Origin of the sequence: Mesorhizobium sp. AD1-1 (assembly GCF_020164655.1) — a bacterium.
Classification (GTDB): domain Bacteria; phylum Pseudomonadota; class Alphaproteobacteria; order Rhizobiales; family Rhizobiaceae; genus Mesorhizobium; species Mesorhizobium ciceri.
Genome location: NZ_JAIUGP010000015.1, coordinates 97,838 through 115,539 on the forward strand (window position 1 = coordinate 97,838; position 17,702 = coordinate 115,539).

The window sequence follows — 17,702 nt, forward strand, 5'->3', positions numbered from 1 at the left end:
GCGCCCGGCCTCAATGGCCTTCGCCTTCTGTGTCCTGCTTCTGCAGGGATGCGCAGGCTGGCAGTCGGCGCTTGACCCGAAAGGCCCCGCAGCCGGCGAGCTGGCCTGGCTTATCTGGTTCTTCACCGCGCTTTGCGCGGTTGTTTGGGCGCTGGTGATGATCGCTCTCGCAGCACCGCTGGTCATGCGATCGCGTTCCGGCGATGAACCCCTCTTACTCGACGAAGCGGCAGAACGCCGCAAGATGCGCGTGGTCGTGTCCGCCATCGGAGTGACCGCCATCATCCTGATCGGACTGACGCTGCTAAGCTTTTTCGCCAACAGGACGCTGGCTGCGATCGGCTCGGAGACTGCGCTGACAATCAGGGTGACCGGGCACCAGTGGTGGTGGGAGGTGCGCTACGAGGATGCTACGCCGAGCCGCATCCTGACGACGGCAAACGAGATTCATATCCCTGCCGGCGAGCCGGTGCGGCTGCTTTTGACCTCGACCGATGTGATCCATTCCTTCTGGATCCCAAGCCTGGCCGGCAAGCTCGACCTTATCCCGGGCCACATGAACGTCCTGGATATCAAGGCGGACAAGCCAGGCGTCTACCGTGGTCAATGCGCTGAATTCTGCGGTGCGCAGCATGCCAATATGGGCACCTTCATCATCGCCGAGCCGCGTGAAAAGTTCGACGCCTGGTGGAACGACCAGTTGCAGCCGGCCGCGGCTCCGACCGGTGACGAGGCCAAAGCCGGCCAATATCTGTTTCTGAGGCGCCCCTGCGTGATGTGCCACCGAATAGGCGGCACGCCCGCGGGAGGAACGGTCGCTCCCGATCTCACCCATATAGCCGGCCGGAAAACGCTGGCGGCGGGAACGCTGACGATGAGCCGAGGCAATCTCGCCGCCTGGATAGCCGACCCGCAAGGCATCAAGCCCGGATCCCACATGCCGGTGGTGGAACTCAACGGCGATGAGCTTAACGCCATCGTCGCCTATCTTGAGGGGCTGAAATGAGCAGTGCCGATACCACAGGCGACCGCCACATCCCGGAACCGGGTCCCGCCAGGCGCGACCTTGTTCCCGAACATGACGGTCCCCGCGATACGGGCATGGATGATGCCGGCCTGCATCGCTGGCTTGAGCGCACCTGGCGGACGCCCTCCGGCATCGTCGGAGCGCTGTCGAGCGTCGATCACAAGGTGATCGCACGACGCTATTTGATCACCGCTTTCGTCTTCCTTGGTCTTGGCGGCCTCAACGCTGTCGTCATGCGCATCCAGCTTTCTGGACCACAACGCGGCCTGATAGGGCCCGACCTCTACAACCAGCTGTTCACCATGCATGGCGTTACAATGATGTTTCTGTTCGCCGTGCCCATCGTGCAGGCGACCGGCATCTACCTGGTGCCGCTGATGGTCGGCACCCGCAACATCGCTTTTCCGCGCCTGAACGCGTTCAGCTATTGGATCTACGTTTCGGGCGGCGCTTTCGCCTGGGTGTCCTTCGCCCTCAACATGGCCCCTGATGTGGGCTGGTTCGCTTACGTACCGCTGTCCGGCCCCGAATTCGCACCGGGCAAGCGGGCTGACGTCTGGGCGCAGATGATCACCTATACCGAAGTGTCGTCACTGGCCGTCGCGGTGGCGACCATCGTCACGGTGTTCAAGCAGCGGGCCCCCGGCATGTCGCTGGACAAGATCCCACTCTATGTCTGGGCGATGCTGGTCACTTCTTTCGTCGTCGTCTTCGCGATGCCGGCGGTGATGATCACCTCGACTTTCCTGATCCTTGACCGGCTGGTCGGCACGCACATCTTCAACCCGGCCGAAGGTGGGGATGCTCTGCTGTTCCAACATCTCTTCTGGTTCTTCGGCCATCCGGAAGTTTACATCATCTTCCTGCCGGCGACGGGCATGGTGTCCTCGATCATCCCCGCTTTCGCCAGGCGACAGACCTTCGGTCATCTCGGGCTGGTCCTGTCGCTGATCGCGGTCGGCTTCCTGTCGTTCGGGCTTTGGGTCCATCACATGTTCGCCACCGGCTTGCCGAAGCTTGGCGCCAGCTTCTTCACCGCATCCAGCATGATGATCGCCATCCCGAACGGCGTACAGATCTTCTGCTGGCTGGCAACATTATGGGACGGCAGACCGGTGATCCGAACTCCGTTGCTGTTCGTCTTCGGCTTCTTCTTCATCTTCGTCATCGGCGGGCTGACCGGCGTGATGCTCGCCTCGGTGCCACTGGATCTTCAGGTCCACGACACCTATTTCGTCGTCGCGCATTTCCACTACGTGCTGATCGGCGGCTCGGTGTTCCCGCTGCTTGGCGCGGCTTATTTCTGGTTCCCGAAGATCAGCGGCCGCATGATGAGCGAACGCCTCGGCCGCTGGCATTTCTGGCTGGCGTTCATCGGGTTTAATGCCACCTTTTTCCCGATGCATCTCGTCGGGCTGTGGGGCATGCCGCGAAGGGTCTACACCTATCCGGCCGAACTTGGTTGGGGAAACATCAACCTTTTCATCTCGGCCGGGGCGGTGCTCTTCTTCTTGAGCTTCGTCCTGTTCACTTTCAACCTTGCGCATGGCGCGTTGAAGGGCGCACCGGCCGGAAACAATCCGTGGGATGCCGGAACGTTGGAATGGGCGACATTTTCGCCGCCGCCAAGCTATAATTTCGCGCGCATCCCGATCGTCACGCATGTCGAGCCGCTCTGGGCCGAGCGCGAAGCGCTGCCTGTGGCGACCGGGTTACGGGTCGACGCGCGCGAGCTCCTCATCTCGACCGTTGCGGAAGCCCATCCAGACATTCGCGAGAAATCGGCAACGCCGTCGATCTGGCCGCTGCTGGCGGCGCTCTCCGTCGGCGGTACATTTGTCTATTCGATCTTCACGCCATGGGCGCTTGTCTGGGGCGCCGCGCCGATCGCCATCACTTTGGTCGGATGGTTTTGGCCCAAGGGCGATCCGGAGGACGAGGAATGAACCAGCGCCCCGCCGCCGATATTTCCGGCCTGCCGACCTTCGGGCATGGTCCGCGCAGCCCGACGTGGTGGGGCACGCTGGGCTTCATGGCACTCGAAGGCACCGGCTTCGCGCTGGCGGCGGGCGCTTATCTCTATCTAGCGACGTTGTGGCCCAACTGGCGTCTGAGCGCTCCGCAGCCCAACCATTGGCCGGGGACGATCGTGACGCTGCTTCTCATCCTCAGCCTAGTGCCGAACCACATCCTCAACCGTTACGCGAAGCAATGCGCGATCGGGCCGGTGCGGATCGGCATGGTGGTGATGTCGCTGCTCGGTCTGGCCCCGCTTGTCGTGCGCTGGTTCGAGTTTCCGGCGCTGAACATCTATTGGGACACCAATGCCTATGGATCCATGCTCTGGGTGCTGCTCGGGCTGCACACCATGCATCTCATAACAGATGTCGGCGACACCCTCGTGCTGACGGTGCTGATGTTCACGCGCCATGGCCACAGCGGCCGGCGCTTTGGCGATGTCGGCGACAATGTCTTTTACTGGGACTTCGTGGTCCTGACCTGGATTCCGATCTATTTGCTCATCTATTGGATGCCGAGGTTAGGCTGAGATGCGTGCATTGCGTTTCGGAACGTCTTGGGGTGGCCTTCTGTCGGGCCCGCTGGCCTGGGCACTCTCGACGCAACTGAATTATGCGCTGGTCCCCTGGCAGTGCAACCGCCAGGTGCCGGTCGTGCTTCCCTTGGCGCTGCTGCTCGTCGTGTTGTCGCTGCTCGGCGGCGCGCTGTCGTGGCGGGCGAAGCGGCGAGGCGGTGCCGCATTCAAGCCGGAGCGCACGCCCGGCACAGAGCGCTTCGTCGCCAATCTCGGCATGCTGTCGGCGCTGCTGTTTGCACTTGTCATCGTCATGCAAGGCAGTGCCGCGCTCATCCTGGACGAGTGCCTGCGATGAACCTCGACGCGCTGTTCTCAACATCGATCTGCTATGGTGCCGGCGCGCCCGAGGCCGGGTGGACGCTCGCACTGCCAATTACGCTGCCGCTTGCTGTCCTCGGCCTCGTCTATGTCGTGGGTGCGAGCCGGCTTTGGCGGCGGAGCGGCCGCGGCAGGACTTTGCGGCTGCGCCAGGCGCTGCTGTTCACGGCCGGATGGGGCGTATTGACAGCCGCATTGGTCAGCCCCATTCACGCGCTCGGCGAGCAAGTGTTTGCGGCGCATATGATCGAGCATGAACTGCTGATGGCCGTGGCGGCGCCGCTGTTGGTCGCTGCCTGCCCGGCCGCGGCCCTGATGTGGGGCCTCCCTAGCCGGTTCCGCCGCGTTCTGGGAATTGCCGGGCACGCCGAATGGCTGAAGGCGGTCTGGGCTTTCGCAACCCGGCCGCTCAGCGCGACCATCATTCACGGCATCGCCATATGGATCTGGCATATTCCGGCGCTGTTCGTGGCCGCGCTGGAGCGCGGCGTGCTGCACTATGCCCAGCATGCGAGCTTCCTTGGAACCGGCCTGCTGTTCTGGTGGGTGATCTTGCCGCGCTCCGGCTGCCAACAGAGCCATGGCGGCGCGGTCATGCATCTTTTCGTCACCTCGCTGCACACCGGCCTGCTCGGCGTCCTCCTGCTGCTCTCGCCACGGCTCTGGTACCCGGAGAATGCCGTGGGTGCGGCGCTGTGGAATTTGAGCCCCCTGGAGGACCAGCAACTTGCCGGGCTGGTGATGTGGGTTCCGGCTGGATTGATATATGGCGGCGCAGCGCTGCTGCTGGCCGCGTTGTGGATCAAGGCGAGCGGAAGGAGGGAGGCGGCGCATGCGTACGAGCTTGTCTAAACTGCTTGCCGCCGTCACCGCCGCGCTGGTGCTGCTCGTTGCGGGCGTGGCCGCACTGACCTGGTGGTCCGATCGGGCCGCGCGCGTCCGCCACGAGGCGGAGGTGGCCACAGGCGGTCACGTTGGCCGCGCCATTTCGGTCATGACTGCGAATGGCTGTTCCGGCTGCCATACGATTTCGGGCGTGCCGGGCGCGCAAGGGCAGGTCGGTCCACGCCTCGATGCCAGTCTTGCTGGCCGCGTCTTTATCGGCGGCAGGCTGGCCAACAATCCAGAGAACCTGATCCGCTGGATACGATCGGCAAGGGAAGTCGACCCGCACACGGCCATGCCATCGACACGGATCACGGAGCAGCAGGCGCGCGATATCGCGGCCTACCTCTACGCTCTAAAATGATTTTAGCGGTTCATCGTCTGAACAACAACGCCGGCCCTTCTGAAGAGACCGATTATCGTTGATCCAGGATCATTCAAGCTAGGTTTGACGCTGAGATGGGTCGGAAATCCGTTCACGCACGGCGTGCTCGGTTTTGTCTGCTGTGGACTTCACGATCTCGCCGAGCTGATCGGCCATCGTGTCTGCTTCCATATGTTGCCGGCCTGCTTCCTGCTTGATGGTTTCATAGGCGTCGGCGGCGACCTGCTTGGCCTCATCGAGACCCCTGTCGAGCATGGTTCCGGCAGTATCGCGAAGCTTGTCACCAAAGGCGCCTAGTTGCTCATCCTCCGTTGCGGTATGCGGCAGCATTGCACCTATAGCGGCGCCGACGGCGATACCGACGGCCGCTACGGCCAAGGGTTGGTCCTCCAACAGATCTTGCACGGAGCGGCTGGCTTTCGCCGCCATGTCACCAGTCATCGAGCTTGCATTGGCCGCGCTTCCCGTCAGACCCGCCGCAGCGGCCCTTGCGGTGCTCGATATGGTATCGCCGACGCTGGTAGCGCTCGATGAGAGCGATTCCGCGGCATCGGAGAGCGTGCCGCCGAAGCCGCCGCGATCCCCTTCATCATGTCGTCCCGGCGCTGAAGGCAATGGGTAGCCAGCCGAACCGTGGGCCGTGTTTGAGGTACCGCTGCCGAACAGTAGCCAAGCCAGACCCGCGCCCACCATGGTGACCGGTAAAGGATTGTCTCGAACCTGCGTTCTGAGATTGCTGAGCATGGCCGAGCTCTCCCCTCCCGAGAACAGCCCGGTGAACTCATCCAGCAATTGTCCGGGCGTCATCTTGCCTCGAATGGATTCAGCGGTCTCCATCACCCGGGCGCGGGCTGCCTCGGCCTCGCGTTCAAGTTCGGCTGCGGATTTCTCTTTCATCTCACCTGTTCCTTGATCACACTAGCGTCGCGCTTGAGTTGTTCCTGGGTCCGGTCGGGGGTAAGTTCCGAAGGCGCCATGCTGGCCATCCCGGTCCGTAGCAGGATGACGCCGAGGACCGCCACGACCACACCGACCAGCAGGGAAGACCACCCCGCGCCAAGCCCTGCCCGCGTCAGTGCGATAACGAGTGCCTGCAGCAAAACCAATAGCGCGGCGAGCAGGCAGATCGCGCCGCCCAGCACTTCAGCGGCACCTGCTCCGGCCTTGGTAAGCTTTTCAGAGAGCTCGGCCCGAAACAGCCTGGCCTCCGTTTGCACCAGAGTGCTGACATTCTGGGCCAAGTCGGTGATCAGTCCGGTAAGGCTGGGATTGTCCTGGGTGTTCATCTGTCCTGCTCCGCGTTGTGCGTGGGCCCATCACCCCCGCCGAGGCCCGAATCCTGCGAACGATCAACGGACCAACCCTGTGCCTGATCGGTGTGTGATTTGATGTCTCCCGCAGCATCCTGAAATTCTGGACCCGCCGGCGGTGAGGCCCTGATGAACCGCCCGAGAGCCAATCCGGCCAATACCGATCCGGCAAGCAGGACACCGGGATTTTGCCGGCCAAAGGACTGCACGTCCTCCAGGACTTGGCCGAACGGTTTCTGTTTCAATGACGATGAAAGCCGCTCAAGCCCACCGGCAGCATCCAAAGCGAACTTCGATGCGTTCCTTTCATCGTTGTTGGCAAGGTGATCGCTGGCCGCGCGCAGTGCACCGCCCAACGTCGCCAGGCTCGATCCGATGTCGCGCTGCGCCTCCTCCGCCTTGTCAGAGATGACCTGCGTGGCTTCAGATGCATAGTCGCCAGCCTTGCGGGTCACCTCGTCCCGCGCATCGTGAAGCAACTCGCTGGCACGCTCATTTTCCTGGCGAAGCCTCTCGGAAACGTCGCTTTTCGCCTTGTCGAAATCGGTGGGCTGTCCGCCCTGATCGTTCTCATGCTGCATGGGTCACCTAATGAAAACCGAGGAAGGAGAGGACCGCGAGCACGACAACGATGAGGCCGATAAGATAAATGACACTGTTCATGAGCGGGTTCCTCCGTGGCTTTCCAACTTCGAGAAACCTGCGATGTTCCCTTAGGTGAAAGCATTTATGATCAGGCTGAAACGGAGAGCTTGTCAGGCACGCAACAATCAGGAACGAGCTGCACTGCCCCTCGTACGAGCGCCCAGTTGCTCGATACAACCGGGTACGCCCGAGGCTGCGGGAGCGGCAAGCAGAAGACAGCCGAGTGCCGGCTGCCTCCGGTATTCCTGATCTTTGCCTATTCGGCTGCCCGCCTGTCGATCATCTGCTCGCTCTGGGCGCCGGAACTTGGCCGGGGCGGCGACAGCATGGGCTCCTCGCCCATTGGCGAACCGGCGACGAGGGAGAACTCGCCCTTGCCGTCCATCGACGGTCCTTCGCTCCAACGTCCCTGCGCTGGTTCTACACCTTCGACGAAGCAATTGATGAAGGCATAGGATACGTCCTGATGCTCCTTCTCCTGCGGGAAGGAGTTGGGGACCGGCAGAGACGCGTTCAGTCCGCCCATATCTTCGATTGCCGCGAGCCACTGCTGTTGGTGCATGGTGTCGCGCGCAATGAGGAAGGACAGCATGTCCTTCATGCCGGGATCGCTGGTCATGTTGAACAGGCGGGTAGCAAGCACGCGGCCGCTTCCTTCCGCGGTGACGTTTGCGACCATATCCGCGGCAAGATTGCCGCTGGCATAAACATGCGAAGCATTGAAGGGAACGCCGTTGGCGTTTTCAGGCAGTGCGGCCAAGCCGGTCGACAAGATATGGCGGAAGTTCATCCCGTTGAGGACCGAGCCGCCGACCGTGTCCGACGAGATGTCCTCCTGCAGCGAAAGTGGTGCACCCTCAAGATTGAGGGCGACCGCAGTCGCCAGCATTTCGATATGGCCGAGTTCCTCGGTCGCTGTGTTCAACAACAGGTCGCGGTATTTGGCCGGCCCGCGGCATCCCCATGCCTGGAAGAAATACTGCAAGGCGACGCGGATCTCGCCCTCTACTCCGCCTATGGCCTGCTGCAAGGCACGGGCAAATACTGGATTGGGCGTTTCCACACGAACCGGGTACTGCAATTTCTTGTCGGTGTAGTACATGGCTGACTCCTGGTTGGAAGTCAGCCGAACCTCAGCTCGGACGCATTGTTCCGTGCGAGGAACACTTAATTCCGCAGGCTTTCCGCGGGAATGTTTCGAGCCGCGGACGCTCATTCGCAATGCGAGCCGTCCAGTCGGTCGACGCCGTCGGTGTCCAGTGGCGCCGGCCGGATCACGCGACCCTGGAAAGCAGAGCAACGTCACACCTGGCCAAGCCATAGCGCCACCGATGATCGGTCGTGGCGACCCGGCTCTGATAAAACAGTGAAAGTTGGCTGCCTTCGATCATCACTGTCGAGTGGCCGTTCTCTCCCGGCTGGCCTGGTTCCAGCACCGGGCCGATCGAGACGTAAGGTCCAGCAACGTTATCCGCGATGGCAAAAAACACGCGTTGCCGGTTCCCGCGAAGGCCATTGGGCAGAAAGCAAGTGGCATTGAGAAGCACGCGACCGTCCGGCAATTCGACCAGTTGTGCGCCCTCAATGCCCCATTCATAGTCGGGATCCTCTCTCGTGTTGTGGTGAGGCACATCATTGTGGTCGAGGATCTTGCCGATCCGCTTCCAAGGACCGAACCACGAGTCGGATTGGCTGCGTGCGAGATAGATGTCGGGCTGCGGCACCCTGGTGAATTTTGGCATGGCGGAATAGACGAGGTAGCGCTTGCCGCCAATAACTGCGGGATGCGGATCGTAAATGCCATCTTCCTCCGTGTCCGGGATGGCGAGGATTGCGGGGCTAAGAACCACCCAATGGAAGCCGTCATTGGAAACCGCATGCTCGCAGCGGCCACCAGACTTCATGAACTCGGTCTGGATGAACATGTGAAAGACGCCGCTTTCGTGGATGACCCCCGGAGCCGCAACACCACTCCCATTGATAGGAAGCTCGATCGACTGATGCTCGGTCCACGGCCCATAAAGGTCCGGCGCCGTGGCGTGCAGTATCGTCCACGTCTCGGTGGTCACCGTGCCGCTCGAGCCGAAGACGTGCCACAGGCTGCCATCAAAGACGGGGCAAGGGTCTTTGAGATCATCCACGCTTTGCGGATGAAACAGCGGAAAAACATTGGTCGAAAAGTCGATCTTCATATCAGCCCCGGAATTCGCCTGGCACGGACTCGCCAGTGATGCGGGCGAATCAACTTGATGTCCTGCACATTTTATAACCAGCGACTTCAACGCAAATACGGCAGGTCCGTTCTCCACCGACATTCCCCCGTCGCTCACGCTTTCAAAGCCCGGCGACGCGTGGTGGCCGTTCTCAGCTTCGCGGAAATATCGTCGCATTCGTCATCCCAGCGGTGACTGAGAGCTCTTCACTTCACCTTGGAACAACTCACGCGCCGGAAAGTTAGGAGCTGGCATCGAAGTCTATTTCCGCTCGGTCCGCGCTTAACAAATGTTAGTCGTAACATAAACGAAAGATTACGGGAAGGAACATCTCAATGGAAGCAGCCTTGGGCAGGGTATCCGCCAGTAAACACACTGGCAGGGAAAATCTACTGGTTTGCTTCTCCCACTTGCGATGGAATTTCGTTCATCAACGGCCGCAGCATATCCTCACCCTCGCATCCAAGCAGCAGAGAGTGGTCTACTTTGAGGAGCCTGTTTTCGAAGAACTGCCACATCCGCAGATGCGGACGAGCGAGGCGTCGCCAAACATTCTAATCGTGACACCAGTGCTGCCGCTCGGCGCGTCGGCCGCGAAATCAGATGCCGTGCAGCGGAGATTTGTTCAGCAGATCATAGCTTCTATGCCGCACAGCCGGCTGATCGCCTGGTATTACACGCCGATGGCTCTCCGCTTCACGGAGTTCCTTGACTCAGACATATGCGTCTACGACTGCATGGACGAACTCTCCGCCTTCAAGAACGCGCCGCCCGAACTGGCGCAGATGGAAAAGGCACTTCTGCGCCGCGCCGATCTCGTTTTCACCGGTGGCGTGAGCCTGTTCGAGACCAAGCGCCGCCTGCATCAGGCTATTTACCCCTTTCCGAGCAGCATCGATGTGAAACATTTTCACAACGCAAGGCTGCCAGGAAAGGACCCAGCCGATCAGGCCGGCATTCCTCACCCGAGGGTGGGATATTTCGGTGTCATCGACGAGCGGCTGGACACCGGACTCGTGGCGCTAGCGGCGCGGACGTTGCCGGACGTGCATTTCGTCATGATTGGCCCCGTGGTCAAAATCGATCCTGCAATCCTGCCAAAGGCCGACAACCTGCATTGGTTGGGCGCGAAGACCTACTGCGACCTGCCCGATTATCTGCGCCATTGGGATGCCGGGTGGATGCCGTTTGCACTCAACGAAGCGACCCGGTTCATCAGCCCAACCAAGACGCCAGAGTTCCTGGCTGCGGGCCTGCCCGTAATCTCGACGGCAATCGTTGACGTTGTGCGCAGCTACGGCGCTGCTGGACTGGTAGAAATCGCCGACAGTGACGACTTGGAGAGCAAGCTGCGCTCCATGCTTTTGCGACCGCGTGAGATGCTGCTGCCGCAAGTCGATGCCTACCTGGCTGATATGTCGTGGGAAAGAACATGGAAAGCCATGGCCGCTCACATTGAGGGCGCCTACCGACGCAAGAAGGTCGTCCCGTTGCGCAGGAGCGCATAGCCATGTTCGATTGGCTGATCGTCGGCGCGGGATTTGCCGGCAGCGTGCTTGCCGAAAGAATAGCCTCGCAGCGTCATGAAAGCGTTCTCTTGGTCGATCGCCGCAGTCATGTCGGCGGCAACGCCTATGATTGCTATAATGAAGCCGGCATCCTCATCCACCGCTATGGGCCACATATTTTTCACACCAACAGCCAGTCGATCGTGGACTACCTCTCGCAGTTCACCCAATGGCGCAAATACGAGCATAGGGTTCTAGCGGCGGTGGATGGGATACTGCTCCCCATCCCGATCAATCTCGACACGATAAACCGCCTTTATGGCCTCGCGCTGAATTCTGCACAGTTGGAGGAGTTCTTCGCGTCGCGGCGCGAAACGGTAGAGGACGTGCGTACGGCCGAGGATGTTGTCGTCAGCACCGTGGGACGCGAGCTCTACGAGAAGTTCTTCCGTGGCTATACAAGGAAGCAATGGGGCGTGGATCCGAACCAGCTGAGCAAATCGGTGACGGCACGAGTGCCGACCAGGACCAACCGCGATGACCGATATTTCAGCGACAGCTTCCAGAAGATGCCTGCCGGCGGATACACGAGGATGTTCGAGCGCATGCTCGACCATCCGAACATCAAGATCATGCTGCAGACCGACTTCCGCGAAATTCGTGACGAGATACCGTTCAACCGCCTGATCTATACCGGCCCGATCGACGAGTACTTCGGCTGGCAGCTAGGGCGTCTTCCTTATCGCTCGCTCCGTTTCGAGCACGTCACCCTCGACCAAGAGCAGTTTCAGCCGGTTGCCGTCGTCAACTATCCCCAGACGGAAGATTACACCCGCATCACCGAGTACAAACATCTGACCGGCCAGCAGAACGCGCGGACCAGCCTGACCTACGAATATCCCACCGATATCGGGGACCCGTACTATCCGGTGCCGCGGGCCGAAAACGAAGAGCTCTTCAAGCGCTACGAAGCGCTTGGCGCAACCTGTCCCGACGTGTGGTTTGTCGGTCGCCTGGCAACCTACCGCTACTACAACATGGATCAGGTGGTCGGGCAGGCCCTGGCAACCTTCGCCCGCATTCAAAAGAGCGTCCCGGAATGGGCGAGCACGGGGAAGGCGTCGTTGGCCGAAGGGGCGCTGTAGCTCCTCCACCCGGACGTACTTGGGAGCATCGAGCGTGGCAACGCGGCCGACAGGCGCTCGCAACATCCCTCGTGCCGCTCATGTATTAACGCGTCAGGTTCGCCGCGAACAAAGCTTGCTGGCGGACCAATTCTTCCGCGATGGGCTTGCGGACGTGCCGACTGCCGTCCGCCTGAACGACCGAAAATAATCCCACCTCCGCATGCCGCGAATTGTCCCAGCCCGGATAGGCGGTTATCGGGTATAGGCAAATACCTTCGATCGGCGCTTCGAGATCAATTGCGGCACGCACCTCGTCGCAGACATAATGGAGCCACGCCGCCCCGCCTGATCCCTCGGAGCCGGTCTCGGAGATGAACATCGACTTGCCGTATCGATGCGCGACCTCGATTAGCATCTCGGATAGGGCACGGTACTCGTGGTGCCCCATGGGAATCGTCGGCCCGTTGAGATACCACTGATTGTGCGGGTAGAAATTCAGGCCAACGACATCGACAACATCGTCGCTGCCCCCCAACTCAGGCTCTGCCCGGCCCAGCAGCATGTCGTAAGCTTCGAACTGTCCGAGACGGGCATTTTCGGCCCGACGCCGTTCGGTCCGCGTCCGGTCGCGAGGGGCAATGTGGATGAGCGGCTCGGCCCAGACAAATCTGCAAGCGGGATCGACCTCACGCATCGCGCGAACGCCAGCTATTGCAGCTCTCACGAGGTGTCGCTTGAACCATCCCCGCTTCTTCGGGCCTACGCGCGGGAAATAGCCAACCTCAACAGCCCAGGCGAAAAACGAGATTTCGTTGATCGGGCACAACAAAGGCGCTGTACCGGCGATTGAACGATGAACCCTCACAGCTTCCGCAGCGAACGAGGCATAGGCATCGATGAAATGCATCGACCCTTGATCAACGTGGTCTGGAGATCCGTAGTGGAAGATGTCCCAGATGACCTGGACACCTGCCGATTGCGCTGCTTCGACCATCGGCGTCCAGCTTGACCAGTCATAGTTTCCAGGAGCGGTTTCGATCAGGTGCCAGCGCAACCCGTCGCGGACGGTACGAAGACCGAGTTCGGCGCAACCGCGGTAGTCGCCCAGGGCGTGCAAATAATGCGACGTCGCACGGATAAGATCGAGGCGAACGCCGTCCTTGCGCCGGTGCGACGAGCACTCAAAGCCAGCCATGAAAAAACTGGCGAAGGGCGACGTGACCGCAATCGAAGTCACCTCATTGCCTTCGCTGTGTCGTGCTTCGCTCATACGAAGTCTCCTGCAGGCATTTGGGCTCAGTCTCGGCTGCCGAATGCAGATCGAAGCAGCCAGAGCAATCCGACTGCCGTCTCTCATCCGCCAGGCTGCACTTTCGTCCTGTGCTTAACGGGATGGTTCCAAACCGGATGATCGAGCCTTTGTTCCCGTCGACTCGTCAGAGGGCAGACAGCAGCCAGGGAAGAAGCTGCGCGAGGCAAGTCGGGGGTCAGGCACATGCCGTGATCGGATCATCCACCGCTCCGACGAAGGCAGGGAACAGTCCGTTCAAATTTCGACTTTCCAGCATCGATCATGCAGGCGAGAGGGACGCGGCCTGTCGCGTCAAGCCGCTCCGTCGATCTTTGCCGGCAGAGCGTGCGCCATTCAGCTCAAGCGGGAACATTGGCTACGTCAGCAAGTTTGATCGCCATAGCAATGGGCCGCAGAGCGGGCGCGCAGATGAGACATCTGGTCAAGGAAATCCTGGTCGAGATCGCTGAAATCCTTCCAGCGATGGCTCAAAAGGGCGACAAATCGGCCGAAGCACTGCCCGTCCATGCGCCGAACTTCCCCCACGATCTGGAGCCGGTTATCCGGGCAGACCCTTCCTACGAGGTGCCATCGCAACGTGCCGACGATCGGCATAAATCAGTCGCAGTTCCGAGCAAGCCGCAAGCTGTATGGAGGGATACGGCGCCGGCTCGGATGATCTTACCTTTGCCAGTCACTGCAGATGACCCCACGGTCAAGGCTCACGCCTCTGACGGGCACCACGCACGGCGTCGAGTGCCGAGCGAACGGCTCCAACGTTTGAGGTGTGGGGCTGGGCTTACGGCCTGAAGATCAACGGCGGTTGGCCCTGCGCCTCTTCATCGCGCCATCGCTTCGGTCCGCCTGCGACGCTACGCGGCACAGTCGCGCGTGAGCCAACCCGTACCCACGGGTCAATCTCTTCTCCCAAAAAGGCCGCGCCATGGAGGGACCAATAGCGCGGCCCGGCTGAGGTATGACCCACTAGCCCTCGTCGGATGCCAGTGACAACATCCGAGCATGAACTCAACTGTTCGAAATAGCTAATATTCCTTTGGCATCTGGCTCAAGCGCCGACCAGCAGCAGTTCCCTTGGACGGTCGTGTTCTGGCAATGAAGCGCGTGGTAGCGGGAGCGGTCATGACACCCTCCGTTGGGGCGGAAGCATGTTCTTCGCTCACAGCCGGCGGAGCCCAGAACCTACCGCCGCGAGCGCTAATAATTTTCAGTCGAGATCGTGTGACCGGCAGAAGCATTCTAGTGCCTCTCTTTCAGAAATCGGGCTTCACGAAGCAGCGAATTCCAATCCGTGCCGATAAGCTTGATCAGACCGCGCGCATCCGGCTCTGAAATACCGACTTCTTCAGACAGACGTCGGGCAAGCAATTGCTGATTGCCCTTGTCGACACGGCCATCGCCATCCTTTTTCATTGGTTTCCTCCTTTGGGAAGCCAACTTACGGAATGACCTTTCGTTTCACGAAATAAGAAAAAAGCCCGCGTCGATTCGCTGCAGCGAGGATAGCGCGACTCGCTAGGGACTGTCGCAGGCGGTGCAAAGCAGGTGCCACATGGGGCGAACCAACACCGCACACCTTCGATAACGTACGCAAACCGGTCCCAACCGAACCTGCGCGAACCCGTGCAAGCCGCGCCGAAACGCCCCGCAGCCACCCAGAATTAATGGGGATTGGCATCCGTGGTGTGTTTTGGGACGTGGGTGGTCAAGCGGGTCTCCTTACCCCCATGTTGAGGAAATGCTTCGGTCGGGGGCCGCCACGGTCCTCGAACGTAGCGGCTATGACGCCAAGGATTGGCATTTCAATGACCGCTATAGGAGATGGTCCAACGGCGCGGGATCGCTCGGATCAAAAACCGCGGGAACGCGACCGTATTTTCTTTGATCACTGCCTGATGAACATGCCCGTATAGGTCTGGCCGGCGAGCGTATGGGTTGCGGTCAGCGTACCGTCGGGCATCATCATGAAACTGACGTCCGCGCCATTCGGGAGGCGCCCCAGCTTCAACGTAGTCCCTACAATTTTTCCTTCGCCCGCGGCCTCACCCGGATTGTCATCGCTCAGAATTCCCCATGCGTAGGTTACGGTCACCTTTCCGTTTGAAGAAACAGATTGAACAGACAGTTTACCTTCGTATGTGCCTTCCAATCGCCCGGCCCAATTGCCCGAAAAAGCAGCGTACTTTGGTGGAACGCCCTTTGAAGGAGGAGTGATTGCCACGGATTGATCCATTATTGCAGGGCCAGGGGGAGCAACGGCAGGATCCAAGGCGGATTGGGAGGGAATGGTAGCAGGTTCGATAGCGGCGGATTGCAGCGGTTCAGGAGCCGATTGGCACGCGGATAGGGCAAATGCTGCGAAGGCCAGTATAAGGTTCCGCATCAATTTCTCCACGTCGTTTCCGACGGACATATCCGAAAGCCCACTGATCGGCAAAAGTTCCATTCCCCACTAGGCCGGGTCTTTGGAGATGCCTGATGGACCCAAGAGTGGCCCTAATAGATAGCCGCTCGTCAACCGTGTAGCGACATTGCGCGGCCGGACCTCAAGCGGGCTCGTTGAGATGCCCATTTGCAAGGCCAGATTTCTCGCTTCAGGTGAGACGCCTTTTGCCTGAGTCCTGGCCGGAGCCATCTGGCCCTCATAGGTGAGGTTGCAGCGTCAAGCCTTGGCGGATCAACCACCTCATGTGATGTCGCAGCGACAATTGCGAGCGCAGCCTATGTCATAGGTTAATGCGCTGCTCGAGGGGCTCGATTATGGGTGTGCAGCACTCCTGTGCCGCCGTGCAATGAAGTCCCGGCCAAGGACCTGCCTCGGCATTCTGAATTCCCAGTTCCCGACCAGCAGTCCGGCGCCTCATTACGGCTATCCGGAACTTTTGAAGCGGATGCAAGTTCGATAACCAACATCAGCTAGGTAGCCACTTTGTCACCCACTTCATCCTCGGATGTACTTATCCGCAAGCTCCAAAGCATCTCGGATCTCCGAGAGGGCGATATTGATGTTTTGAAAGGCATCCAAATTCAGGAGAAGGATTTTCTTGCCAATTACGACCTGGTGAGTGAGGGTGACCGCCCTGTCAATTCGTTCGTGGTTTTGGATGGCCTGCTCGGTTCCACCAAACTTACCGGCGATGGCAAACGGCAGATTACATCCTTCTTTGTGGCTGGGGACATTCCCGATCTGCATGGACTGCATCTGTCGGTCATGGATTGCAATTTCACGACCCTGACAGCAGCCCGACTGGGCTTCATGCGACATGACGCTCTTCGCGCCATTTGCGAACAGCATCCCCGAATCGCGACGGCTTTTTGGCGCTCGACGCTGATCGATGCAGCGATTTACAGGGAATGGGTTACGAATGTGGGACGACGCGAGGCCTATACGCGCATGGCTCACATCTTGTGCGAACTGATCTTTCGCTTGCGCTCGGTTGGACGCATCCAAGATCACGTCGCGGATCTTCCCATTACCCAGGCAGCACTTGGCGATGCATTGGGCTTGTCTACAGTCCACGTCAACCGAATGCTTCAGGAACTTCGACGTAGAGGCCTCATCGCCACCACAGGCCCAAGGGTGCATGCTCTTGATTGGCTCGGCCTCACTCGTGCAGGTGATTTCGACACGACCTACCTGCACCAAAGGAACCCCGCAGCTTAGTGGTGACGGAAGCTTTCGGATGGCACGATTTTTCTTTGATAGTGGCGAACACAATGTGGTCATCGAGGACGAAATCGGCATCGAATGTGCCGGTCTGGAGGAGGTGCGCCGCGTAGGCTTCGAAGGCCTTATCGACCTTACGAAAGATGCACTGACCGAGGCGGACGGGCAGCAAGTATTTGTTGAAGTGCGGAACGAAAATGGCGACAGGATTCTGAGGCTGAGCATCTCGCTTCAGATCAAGCTGATGAGATAACGTGCGATAGGACTTGCTGCGACAGAATGCTGCCGAACGCCGGCACATCAAACGGAGCGGCGACGAAACCGAATGCCGCGTGCCCGGACAGTCGCACGAAGATGCCGCCGCCATTTGCGACCAGAGCCGCAGCAGAAGGGCATGCCCGCCTCAGTGGCGCAATCCGACTGATTTAATCGACGTCGCGGTTTTTGTATGAAGTTCTGGAACGCGCACTCTCAGCGCTCGTTCATGTTGTATCAGCAGAGGTCGTCGAAATGCAAAGAAAAGCGAATGAGGCAAGCCGGGTTGCGAAAGGCCAGGACCTTGAGGTCGATCATCTGGTCGAGCTCACGGAAATTGACCCCAAGCAGGCACGAACGCTGCTTCGCAAGCATGGCGCCGATTGGCCGAAGCTCAAAGACGAGGCGGAAGCTCTGAAGAAAGAAGACTAATCGTCACCTTCCGAGCGGTTGGCGA

Annotated in this window: 20 protein-coding genes; 11 read left to right on the forward strand and 9 right to left on the reverse strand. The window is 60.0% G+C overall.

Annotated features, from left to right (window positions below; translation table 11 throughout):
* The first annotated feature begins 13 nt into the window (after positions 1-13).
* From coxB to LB519_RS24750, 6 genes are read left to right on the forward strand one after another with little or no spacing between them, the layout of a single operon-like run.
* Positions 14-1,006, forward strand: a complete 993-nt coding sequence (gene coxB, locus LB519_RS24725) for a cytochrome c oxidase subunit II (protein WP_263484982.1) — start codon at positions 14-16, stop codon at positions 1,004-1,006.
* Positions 1,003-2,973: a cytochrome c oxidase subunit I gene (ctaD, locus tag LB519_RS24730; RefSeq protein ID WP_224621411.1), complete on the forward strand. Its 1,971-nt coding sequence runs from the start codon at positions 1,003-1,005 to the stop codon at positions 2,971-2,973. Before coxB ends, ctaD begins: the two co-directional genes overlap by 4 nt.
* Positions 2,970-3,575, forward strand: a complete 606-nt coding sequence (locus LB519_RS24735; protein ID WP_224621412.1) for a heme-copper oxidase subunit III — start codon at positions 2,970-2,972, stop codon at positions 3,573-3,575. Before ctaD ends, LB519_RS24735 begins: the two co-directional genes overlap by 4 nt.
* A 1-nt stretch (position 3,576) precedes the next feature.
* Positions 3,577-3,918, forward strand: coding sequence for a hypothetical protein (locus LB519_RS24740; protein ID WP_224621413.1), 342 nt, complete (start codon positions 3,577-3,579; stop codon positions 3,916-3,918).
* The gene (locus LB519_RS24745; protein WP_224621414.1) at positions 3,915-4,793 is read left to right on the forward strand and encodes a cytochrome c oxidase assembly protein; all 879 of its coding nucleotides are present in this window, start codon (positions 3,915-3,917) and stop codon (positions 4,791-4,793) included. Before LB519_RS24740 ends, LB519_RS24745 begins: the two co-directional genes overlap by 4 nt.
* On the forward strand, positions 4,774-5,190 hold the full coding sequence (locus LB519_RS24750; RefSeq protein WP_224621415.1) for a c-type cytochrome: 417 nt from the start codon (positions 4,774-4,776) through the stop codon (positions 5,188-5,190). The genes LB519_RS24745 and LB519_RS24750 overlap by 20 nt, the downstream gene beginning before the upstream one ends.
* A gap of 78 nt (positions 5,191-5,268) precedes the next feature.
* On the opposite strand, the gene LB519_RS24755 is transcribed toward LB519_RS24750, so the two are convergent.
* The 5 genes from LB519_RS24755 to LB519_RS24775 all read right to left on the reverse strand — a co-directional run bounded on the left by LB519_RS24755 (position 5,269) and on the right by LB519_RS24775 (position 9,556).
* Entirely contained in the window at positions 5,269-6,108 is an 840-nt protein-coding gene (locus tag LB519_RS24755) for a hypothetical protein (RefSeq protein ID WP_224621416.1), read from the reverse strand.
* Positions 6,105-6,497 (reverse strand): phage holin family protein, encoded by a 393-nt coding sequence (locus tag LB519_RS24760; RefSeq protein WP_224621417.1) that lies wholly within the window; start codon positions 6,495-6,497, stop codon positions 6,105-6,107. Before LB519_RS24760 ends, LB519_RS24755 begins: the two co-directional genes overlap by 4 nt.
* Positions 6,494-7,102 (reverse strand): hypothetical protein, encoded by a 609-nt coding sequence (locus tag LB519_RS24765; RefSeq protein WP_224621418.1) that lies wholly within the window; start codon positions 7,100-7,102, stop codon positions 6,494-6,496. The genes LB519_RS24760 and LB519_RS24765 overlap by 4 nt, the downstream gene beginning before the upstream one ends.
* Positions 7,103-7,422: 320 nt before the next feature.
* A complete protein-coding gene (locus tag LB519_RS24770; protein WP_224621419.1) occupies positions 7,423-8,268 on the reverse strand; it encodes a manganese catalase family protein in 846 nt (281 codons plus the stop codon).
* Between the two features lie 172 nt (positions 8,269-8,440).
* On the reverse strand, positions 8,441-9,556 hold the full coding sequence (locus tag LB519_RS24775; RefSeq protein WP_224621420.1) for a hypothetical protein: 1,116 nt from the start codon (positions 9,554-9,556) through the stop codon (positions 8,441-8,443).
* 158 nt (positions 9,557-9,714) lie between these two features.
* Between LB519_RS24775 and LB519_RS24780 the strand changes: the two genes are divergently transcribed.
* Positions 9,715-10,887: a glycosyltransferase gene (locus tag LB519_RS24780; RefSeq protein ID WP_224621421.1), complete on the forward strand. Its 1,173-nt coding sequence runs from the start codon at positions 9,715-9,717 to the stop codon at positions 10,885-10,887.
* A gap of 2 nt (positions 10,888-10,889) precedes the next feature.
* Positions 10,890-12,032, forward strand: a complete 1,143-nt coding sequence (gene glf / locus LB519_RS24785; RefSeq protein ID WP_224621422.1) for a UDP-galactopyranose mutase — start codon at positions 10,890-10,892, stop codon at positions 12,030-12,032.
* A gap of 85 nt (positions 12,033-12,117) precedes the next feature.
* On the opposite strand, the gene LB519_RS24790 is transcribed toward glf, so the two are convergent.
* The 4 genes from LB519_RS24790 to LB519_RS24805 form a co-directional block, all read right to left on the reverse strand.
* Positions 12,118-13,284, reverse strand: a complete 1,167-nt coding sequence (locus tag LB519_RS24790; protein ID WP_224621423.1) for a beta-glucosidase — start codon at positions 13,282-13,284, stop codon at positions 12,118-12,120.
* A gap of 402 nt (positions 13,285-13,686) precedes the next feature.
* Positions 13,687-13,920 (reverse strand): hypothetical protein, encoded by a 234-nt coding sequence (locus LB519_RS24795; RefSeq protein ID WP_224621424.1) that lies wholly within the window; start codon positions 13,918-13,920, stop codon positions 13,687-13,689.
* Positions 13,921-14,562: 642 nt separating this feature from the next.
* Positions 14,563-14,736: a hypothetical protein gene (locus tag LB519_RS24800; RefSeq protein WP_128337987.1), complete on the reverse strand. Its 174-nt coding sequence runs from the start codon at positions 14,734-14,736 to the stop codon at positions 14,563-14,565.
* A 472-nt stretch (positions 14,737-15,208) separates the two neighbouring features.
* On the reverse strand, positions 15,209-15,769 hold the full coding sequence (locus tag LB519_RS24805; RefSeq protein WP_224621425.1) for a hypothetical protein: 561 nt from the start codon (positions 15,767-15,769) through the stop codon (positions 15,209-15,211).
* 483 nt (positions 15,770-16,252) lie between these two features.
* On the opposite strand from LB519_RS24805, the gene LB519_RS24810 reads away from it, so the two are divergent.
* The 3 genes from LB519_RS24810 to LB519_RS24820 all read left to right on the forward strand — a co-directional run bounded on the left by LB519_RS24810 (position 16,253) and on the right by LB519_RS24820 (position 17,677).
* A complete protein-coding gene (locus tag LB519_RS24810) occupies positions 16,253-16,987 on the forward strand; it encodes a Crp/Fnr family transcriptional regulator (protein WP_128337988.1) in 735 nt (244 codons plus the stop codon).
* Between the two features lie 19 nt (positions 16,988-17,006).
* Positions 17,007-17,243 carry a DUF6894 family protein gene (locus LB519_RS24815; RefSeq protein ID WP_128337989.1) on the forward strand — a complete coding sequence of 79 codons (237 nt, stop codon included), beginning with the start codon at positions 17,007-17,009 and terminating at the stop codon, positions 17,241-17,243.
* A gap of 191 nt (positions 17,244-17,434) precedes the next feature.
* Positions 17,435-17,677, forward strand: coding sequence for a hypothetical protein (locus tag LB519_RS24820; RefSeq protein WP_224621426.1), 243 nt, complete (start codon positions 17,435-17,437; stop codon positions 17,675-17,677).
* The last annotated feature ends 25 nt before the right edge of the window (positions 17,678-17,702 follow it).